Below are 8,453 nucleotides of genomic sequence, written 5' to 3' on the forward strand. Positions count from 1 at the left end.
TACCTACATACAATGAAATATTTAAATAAGTTACAAAGAAAGGGGGTTTAAGGGGGCGGAAAGCTTCGCCAGCGGAGATGGATAGCCCACTTATATTTAAATACTTCTTTGCCAAAATTTCTCTTAGTGACGCTAATGACGCTCTTCCCCAGCTCGATTGAGGGCTTAATGGGACTGTGGGAGGAGCAACCGTTATCTTCCTTATTCCTTCAAGGGACTAGAGCTTAGCAATGAAAGTCCCCCTTGTGGGGATACCCCCACACCCCCAATGCTATATTCAAGTGGGAGTGGTTCTCTGAGCCACTCGACTGCCCACCAGATGAGAGATGTAGTCCCGAATCGATGGTGGGAACTATGAACCCATGGGAGGGAACCCTCGACCCTTCCAAGGCGGGGAGCTTCCGGTATAAAAACTTTCCTTAAAAATTGAGCACAGTCCACACTACTTACGCCATGAAATCCGCTTTACTCACTAGCGTTAAACTGCTTATTTTAGTACAATTAATTTATCTTTTGATGCATCTATTCCTGCAACTGGGGGCCTCCAATTACACTCACCCTTATGTTTTATTCGGGCTTTTTGCCCAACTTCCGGTCCGAGTTGGAGGGGGCTAAGCTCCCCATCGGGCTTTAAGCCCAAGGAAGTCAACGGCCTACACCCCAGTCAGATCTGTATTACCCAGATCTGACTAATATGTTTTATATAAGGAAGTCAGCGAAGAGTGAAGAGTCTCTAACTTACACTCTGCACATCTTTTTCAGATAATCTATTACCTCCTTAACTTCCAGGATAGTAGGGTGTAGAGATGAGAGTACAGAGAGAACCTTTAGTGAGTCTTCACTCCACGTTTCGCAGTCTTCAGCATACTCCAGAGTCACGTTAGATTTCTCCTTTAACTTAAGCTTGGCACATCCTTTATTAGTTTTTATAGACAGTCTAAGGATCCTTTGAGGTATTACATCACCTGGCATGTTTAAGTTTCTATCAAAGAAGATCTTGTTAAGTTCTATTTCCAGCTCTGAAACCTCAAAGTCTAAATAGCTAGTAGGTTTAATAGCAGTAGGTTTTTCCACTAAGTCTTCTACATAACGTTTGATTAGAGATATTGGTAAGTCGAACTCTATGGAAGCTTTAGTTAAACCATCTAAGATAATTTCTCTTACGTTCTTTAGCTCTGCCTTAATGGACTCTTCAGCCTCATTCCCTTTTTTAACTACCAAATTATGGGGGTCGAAGAATCTACCGTTTTCAAAACTGACTCTAGAGCTACTAGTGTGGAGTTTTATTATTTTGGTGTTATTTCTAAGGGAAGACTCTAGATTTATTAGCTTATAGTTGTACACGAATTCAACCGAACTCTCCGAGCAACGAAATGTGAAGCTAACCTCGCTCATGTTCTCAACCTAGCCCCTCCATCTACGGGTATAACTACACCATTTATCCATTCGGCCTCATCGGTTAATAACCATACTACAACTTTCGCAAAGTCTTCTGGCGGAGCCTTAAAGTCTCCCAATCTTCTCATCTTCTTCCAATCCCTACCTGGGACAAATTCCCCATCTATTACACTTGGTGCAATACCCACAACTCTTATTCCTTGGTCTATTAACTCGGAGGCTAAAGTCTCTACTGCCTTTGCTATTCCAGCTTTTGCTATACTGTAAGATAGTTGGAAAGGTAGAGGAGTATATATTCCCCTTATTGCTGAAATTAATACTATCGTAGATCCTTTCCTTAGTCTAGAGAGGGAACTCTTCACTACGTAGAGAGGGACCTTAACGTGATTAGTCAACATTTCGTCTAACCCCTTGAGGTCATCTATTTTGTCTTCTACGTAACCGCCCACTGTTATCACCAGATCAGTGAAGTCTCCCGCTTTGTTCACTGTCTCTTCAGCTTTTTGCGGAGTTGATACGTCTCCCACAACATATTTGCAGTTTCGTAAATTTTCGCATATCTCTTTAAGCTTCTTTTCATTCCTTGAATTTATTATAACCTCAGCTCCTTCACTTGAGGAAAAATAGGCTATAGCGTACCCTAGTCCTTTGCTTGTCCCTACAACAAAAACTTTCTTTCCTTCCAGCCTTCCCATTATAAAACTATAGTTAACCGTTTAATTTAAGTAATAATTTAATTTTTTCAGGTGATGTTATAGGCATACTGCACGAAGTCCCCTTACATACGTAAGCCCTACTAGTTCCTTGGTTAAACTTTATCATTGCTTTGATAAATGATGGAAGGAAATCTGCGTTATCGGGGCTAACTTTCTCAACCATTTTCATGGGGTGATACGCGAGTAGTGCGGTTTTATGAAGTTCATCAGCCTTTCCGTCTTTTTCATCTACAATTACTATATGAGCCGTTCCTTTAACTAATGACGCAGTAACGTGAGCTATCCCCGCAACGAATAATGGGTTTGGAGCGAAAGGAACCTTTACGTTCGCTATCTCTCCTTTCATGACGCTGGTCTTCAAAAGTCCTTTAAGGGCCAATGAGGCTACTGACTCATTTGGAGAGTCAATAGGATAGCTATAGTCTAGACTCTTTAGTTGTCCTTCTAACGCGAAGATCAAATCCTTGTACTTTACGTTTCCGGTTACTTCATATGCTGAGATTAGGGCTAACAAGGCTGCAGCATAGTCCTCCGGCAGTCCGTCTTTTCCTCCTCCTATTCTTCTAGTTATTTTACGAGAGAATTTATCTACTACTCTCAACGCTTCGTTTAATCCTTTGCCAGTTATCACGCTCGACTCTAAGAGTGCTTGTGTGACACGGGCATTAGGATAAGTGTAAACGTTATCGTCTCTAAAAGGTGGTTTCCTATTCTTCACTCTATACTCTAGAAGTTTCATCCTGATCTCGCTAAGTTTGCCTAAAGGGTTGTTGACGAATTTTGATAGATCCTTGACGTCCATTACCCTCCTCAATACTTTTTTTCCTTCAATCTCTTCACCCCTATCGACGTTAAAAACCCTTATCCATAATCTGTAGTCTTCACCTTGTAATGCCTCTTTAAATTCATCTTCCGTCCAAGTATAGTAATACCCTTCTTTTCCCTCAGAATCTGCATCTAAGCTATTAGCAAATCCTTCACCGATAAACAGCTCCCTCAATATAAACTGTGAAGTCAAGTTTAAAGCGTCTAAGATTTCTGGGTCTTGCGTCAATTGGTATGCATGTATGTAGTCTAATAATAACTCGGCATTGTCTATGAGTAGCTTTTCGAAATGCGGTACATACCATTCATCATCTACTGTATATCTGTGGAATCCTCCTCCTACCTGATCAAAGATCCCTCCGTAGTACATCTTCTTTAGAGTATAAGTTGAAAGTTTCAGCTCGGTATCATCCTTTGTGTAATAGGAATATGCCATTAGTAGCTCATCTATTGTTGGGTGCGGGAACTTCATTGTTCCTTGAAGACCACCGTGATTAAAGTCGTAATTAGAGACTATTGCTGACACGACTTCCTCTACCTTATCCCAATCGGGGTTGTCTACTGAATACTCTATATTCTTCAAAGAAGAGTGAAGGGTCGAAGACACTTGTAGTATTTTATCTCTTTCTTCCCTCCAGATTCTATTAAGTTCTTGTAAAAGTCTTTTGAAACCTATTCTCCCATAAGCGTCCTCAGGAGGGAAATAAGTTCCCCCGTAGAAGACTTTACCGTCAGGAGTCATGAAAACAGTTAAGGGCCAACCAGATTCCCCGGTAAGTGAACTTACGGCGAGCTGAAGCTGTTTATCTAAGTCTGGCATCTCGTCCCTATCCACTTTTATGGCGACGTAGTACTTGTTGATCAGTTCTATTATTTCTCTGTCTTTATAAGTAGTTTCGTCCATTACGTGGCACCAATGGCACCATGAAGCGCCTACGTCTACTAAGATTAGTTTATCCTCTTCCCTAGCCTTTTTAAAGGCATCATCACTCCACGGATACCAGTCTATCTCACTATCGGCTGATAGTCTAAGAAATGAGCTTTCAGCGTCTTTTAATCTGTTCATACAGTATTATATATATTCCACGTTAATAACGGTTAGTTAGAAGAACTTTTTCTCCTGAAAAATAAGTAAAAAGCCAGAGCTATTATACCAAGTGCAATACCAGTCATGTTCAACGACATTTTAGCATGCGATGAGATATTTTTGTTTGGTAGAAAAGTTACGTTTACACTGGTTGAGCCGTTTACTAGCATAACGTAAAAGTTACTCTTTATATCGTGATTAAAAACCACATTCTGATCGAAAGGGACATTTATATATATGAAGCTGTAATTTTCGACTGTAAACGTTTTGTTTTCTGAGATATAGTATGAACTTCCGTTACTCAGCTGTACGGTCACTATGCCTTTCCCGAAAATATGGATAGATAAATTTACATAGCTCGTTATAGCTGTAACGTTAATTGTTGTAGGTCCATTAATATTTAATGATGTGTTACTAACTTTTCTCCCGTCTATGAGTACGACGTATCCTAGTGATATGGGTAATGCCTTAAGTGTCACTTCACCTGATAGGGTTAACGTAGTATTACGGTCTATTAAAATATCTGAGTTATTGTAGATCACGTTCACAATTACTGGTCCTTCTAATAAAAACTCCACTGGATAAGATGTTTCACTAAGGGCGGTTAAAACGTAGGGATACAATGCTGATATGATGATGAGTGAGAATAACGTGATAAAGGATAATATTTTCATATAACTTCAACAGCTCATAAAAAGAGAGTGACGTATACGAAAGTTAAAGTATTATTTTACCTCTTTCGTATATGGATTCAGAGACTTCTTTATAGGGCAGTATTATAGTGTCCTTATTGATCAAAACATTGTCATATGTTAAAACTTCGTCACCTAATATCGAACTCTCTATCCTGTTCCACTTACCTACAGTGACGCTATCACCTAGAATACTCTCGGCTATGGTCGTAAAATCTCCTATATTAGCTCCCTGCATTAATATGCTCTCCTCTATGTAGTCTCCCTTTCCGATCTTCCCTCTTTTACCTATTATGGAATTCCTAATTACCGAATAGTCATTTATCGTAACCTCATAGCCTATGTAGAAAGGTGGTCTAAGCTCAGCTTTCTCACTAACCTTAGCGTTTTCACTAACGTAACCTTTAGGAAACTTAAGGGCTAAAAGCTCTAGGTTAATTCTCATATAATCTGAAGGAATTCCTATATCCATCCATAGACCTTTGTAAGGATAAACTGCAATACACGTTCCTGAAGATATGAGTCTTGGTAAAAAGTCTCTAGCTATCGAAATACTATTTCCGTTTCCTAATCCGTCGATTTTATCGAATAATTTTTTCTTAAAAACGTAAACTCCGGCATTAATTAAATTACTTACCGGTATTTTGGGTTTCTCTATTATCTGAACCAATCTGTAGTCATCTACTACTAAAACACCATATCTTTTAGGATCTTCAACTTGAGTTCCTACGATTGTTGCGTCACACCCTTTACTTTGGTGGAAATCTATAAGCGTTTTATAGTCGATCTCATTATAAATATCACCATTCACGACTATAACGTCCTCAGATAATTCGTACTGGCTACTTATCATCTTAAGGGGTCCTGCATCGCCCAACCTTTCCTTTTCAACTACTGGTATTACGTTCCTATTAGTAACCTTTATGTGCTCTAGGATCTTATCCGCCATCACACGTAGGGATAAGTACACATTATCGACTTGTGAAGACTCTAGAGCATCCAGTATATAGTCTACAAGTGGTTTATCTAGTATTGGAAGAAGTGCTTTTGGCTTAGTCATGCTCAACGGTCTAAGCCTTGTGGCATAACCACCAGCCAGTACTATTGCAGAGACCATATATAAAGTTAAGAAAATATAATAAAAATTTTACTTGTTTAGGTACTTCTGAAGCTTTTTGTCCGCATCGTCCCAGTTAACTACGTTCCACCAAGCGTTTATATAATCGGCTCTCTTGTTCTTGTATTGTAAGTAGTAAGCATGTTCAAACTCATCGAGGATTAAGATTATCGGTAGCTCGGCTATGTGGTTCTGGAAGTGGTTCTCAAACGTCGTTATCTCTAGATTATCTGATTCAGTATCGTAATATAATACTGTCCAACCTGTACCAGGTAAGCTATTAGCAGCTTCTGTGAATACTTGTTTGAATTTCTCAAAGCTTCCATATTGTCTTTCAATTAAGTCTCCTAATACTCCTCCAGGTTTCCCTCCTCCTTTACCAGCAGGAGCCATATTTTTCCAATATAGAGCGTGTAACTTGTGCCCGTTTATATTGAATACTAGTCCTCTAAGTAAACCTTGAATATCATATTGCCCTGAGGTCAATTGTCCGTTAAGGATTTTTTCCATTCTTTCTAAGAACGTATTTGCACCATTTACATACCCTTTATGGTGCCCGTTGTAGTGTACATCTATTATGTCTTTGCTTATGTATGGTTCTAATGCATCTATGTTATAGGGTAACGGAGGCAGTTCGTATTTTTTAAATTGAATTGTTTGAGTCATATAGAGAGAGTGTTAGAGATAGGTTAAATATTTTGTTTAAATGATTTAGGCAATGAAGGCATTTTAATGTAAGTTGTTTTTGGTGAGCGAGTTGTGTGATTTTCTTAACAATTCATGTTATTAAAATTATTATGTAACAGTTCTAATTCTATTTATGTTATCCTCATAGAAAGTAAATCATCCTAAATACTATATGTTTTTATAAGTTTTTAAATATAATTATAATCAATGTTGGATAGTATACATGGTCTAGGTTAACCTAACACTTTAATCAGAAAAGTTCTGACAATGATCACTGATGGAATGCTTACATATGAGATTTAATTTTCACTAATTAAAAATAATGGTTAAGCAGAAATTTTATCAGTAATAATCTTTGCATTGTCGATTTAGATAGGAGATATACTAATTCTATTAACAGTAATAGGTGGGATTTTAACTAAATACAAAAATTATCTCACTTCTATTATTTCGACAGGGAAATTCTACTTTAATTCTAATTTCGAAGCATTTTTACTATCTATGGTATTTTTATTTGTAATACCCCTAATATCCTTAGTTAGATTCAGAAGTCCTAGATCTTTTATCACCAGTGGATCCATACTGTTATCCCAGTTTAACCCTATTTGGTCACTACTGTTATTTAGTGGAATATCTCAATCGGATAATTACACAATTAATGCGCTTTCAGCTATCCCAGTTCTGGGCTTATGCATGGATGGTCCACTTGGCTAATTCTTTAGTTGGCAGAGCTCCGGGTATTAGGGTGTGAGCTTGCGAATAACGTTGAAATAAATATTAATTACTAAAGAATTCTCAGTGTAGGCTATCCCTATAGCCATATCATTTCCTTTGTACTTTTACGGTAATTTCTTAGGAATTATCTAGTGGCAATGATAATAATAGCTGCGGTTACTTATGCTATAAAATCGTACTACGGATCAGTTGGTGTAGTCTTTGTTGCGTCGTCATATATATTGTTAACAAAATTTAGGCTATACTATATCTACACTGTCAGTAGTAATAAATCTAGCCTTATACTCTTCTAGTTTAACGGTCTCAATAGTAAGTTCTCAGTTTGAAGTTAAGAAAGCTTATGAGACGTTAAAGAGTAGCCTAACAGAAGATCTAAAAAATATTAACTCTATACTCTATAGTCTGAAGGCCGAAGTGGCACAAGAAAACTCGGATATAAATAAAATAATTAGCGGATATGTAACTCAAATAACTAGGCTTCAAGATGAAGTTTTACGATGTAAGAACGTTAAATGTGAAGAAGAGGTAAAGAGTGAGCTAAGTAATGTGAGGAGAATGATAACAATGGAATTGAATAACTTAATATTTGATAAAATAAAGTCATATAATGACTTCTCTGGGAGATTAAAATTCTTAGGTATAAACACTCCTGAACTGGAGTATCCTAAGGAAGAAATAAAGATAGAGGAGTTCTTAGATTTTTATCATAATCTAAAGAATGTAGTTGATAAAAACATCTTAACAGCTACTAAGAGTGTGGTGATAGTGTCGTCGTTAAGTTATTTATATTTGTATAACGAGTATTACTTATGGGTAGGAAACCTGTATTTAGGAAAGACGTTTCTTGTCCCTCTTGTGGTAGTCATCATGTTGTTAAGTGTGGTAGGCCTTTGGGTAGGTAGAAGTTTTTGTGTAGGGATTGTGGTAAGTACTTCTTGGGTGATGCTAGTTATCATCATCATTCTAGGAAGTTGAGGGAGGAGGCTTTGAGAATGTATGCTAATGGTATGAGTATGAGGGCTATTTCTAGCCTTAACGTACCTCTTGGTACTGTTTTCACTTGGATTAAGCGTTATGGTAGGAAAAAGTATGAGAAGTTGGTTGAGTTGTGGGGTAGGGCTAAGGAGCTGGTCAAGGGTAAGGTTGTTGCTAAGGTTGTTGATGAGATGTGGACTTACTTGTACAAGAACACTAGG

Annotated in this window: 6 protein-coding genes and 2 pseudogenes; 2 read left to right on the forward strand and 6 right to left on the reverse strand. The window is 37.8% G+C overall.

Translation table 11 applies throughout. From position 1 onward, the window contains the following. Positions 1-126 precede the first annotated feature (126 nt). A pseudogene (locus tag WIW52_RS02930) lies at positions 127-410 on the forward strand (hypothetical protein). A gap of 328 nt (positions 411-738) precedes the next feature. Here the strand turns inward: WIW52_RS02930 and WIW52_RS02935 are convergent. The 6 genes from WIW52_RS02935 to WIW52_RS02960 are packed head-to-tail and all read right to left on the reverse strand — an operon-like array spanning position 739 to position 6,501. Further along, the gene (locus tag WIW52_RS02935) at positions 739-1,395 is read right to left on the reverse strand and encodes a hypothetical protein (RefSeq protein WP_337708508.1); all 657 of its coding nucleotides are present in this window, start codon (positions 1,393-1,395) and stop codon (positions 739-741) included. Beyond that, on the reverse strand, positions 1,392-2,093 hold the full coding sequence (locus WIW52_RS02940) for an SDR family NAD(P)-dependent oxidoreductase (protein ID WP_337700255.1): 702 nt from the start codon (positions 2,091-2,093) through the stop codon (positions 1,392-1,394). Before WIW52_RS02940 ends, WIW52_RS02935 begins: the two co-directional genes overlap by 4 nt. 13 nt (positions 2,094-2,106) lie before the next feature. After that, positions 2,107-4,005 (reverse strand): thioredoxin domain-containing protein, encoded by a 1,899-nt coding sequence (locus WIW52_RS02945; RefSeq protein WP_337708510.1) that lies wholly within the window; start codon positions 4,003-4,005, stop codon positions 2,107-2,109. Positions 4,006-4,037: 32 nt separating this feature from the next. After that, the gene (locus WIW52_RS02950; RefSeq protein ID WP_337708512.1) at positions 4,038-4,700 is read right to left on the reverse strand and encodes a hypothetical protein; all 663 of its coding nucleotides are present in this window, start codon (positions 4,698-4,700) and stop codon (positions 4,038-4,040) included. A gap of 43 nt (positions 4,701-4,743) precedes the next feature. Beyond that, entirely contained in the window at positions 4,744-5,835 is a 1,092-nt protein-coding gene (locus tag WIW52_RS02955) for an NDP-sugar synthase (protein ID WP_337708513.1), read from the reverse strand. Positions 5,836-5,865: 30 nt separating this feature from the next. Beyond that, positions 5,866-6,501 carry a superoxide dismutase gene (locus WIW52_RS02960; protein WP_337708514.1) on the reverse strand — a complete coding sequence of 212 codons (636 nt, stop codon included), beginning with the start codon at positions 6,499-6,501 and terminating at the stop codon, positions 5,866-5,868. A gap of 1,565 nt (positions 6,502-8,066) precedes the next feature. On the opposite strand from WIW52_RS02960, the pseudogene WIW52_RS02965 reads away from it, so the two are divergent. Continuing rightward, positions 8,067-8,453: pseudogene (locus WIW52_RS02965) on the forward strand (IS1/IS1595 family N-terminal zinc-binding domain-containing protein); the annotation flags it as partial.

It is taken from the genome of Stygiolobus sp. RP850M, from assembly GCF_037389295.1.
Lineage (GTDB): Archaea > Thermoproteota > Thermoprotei_A > Sulfolobales > Sulfolobaceae > Stygiolobus.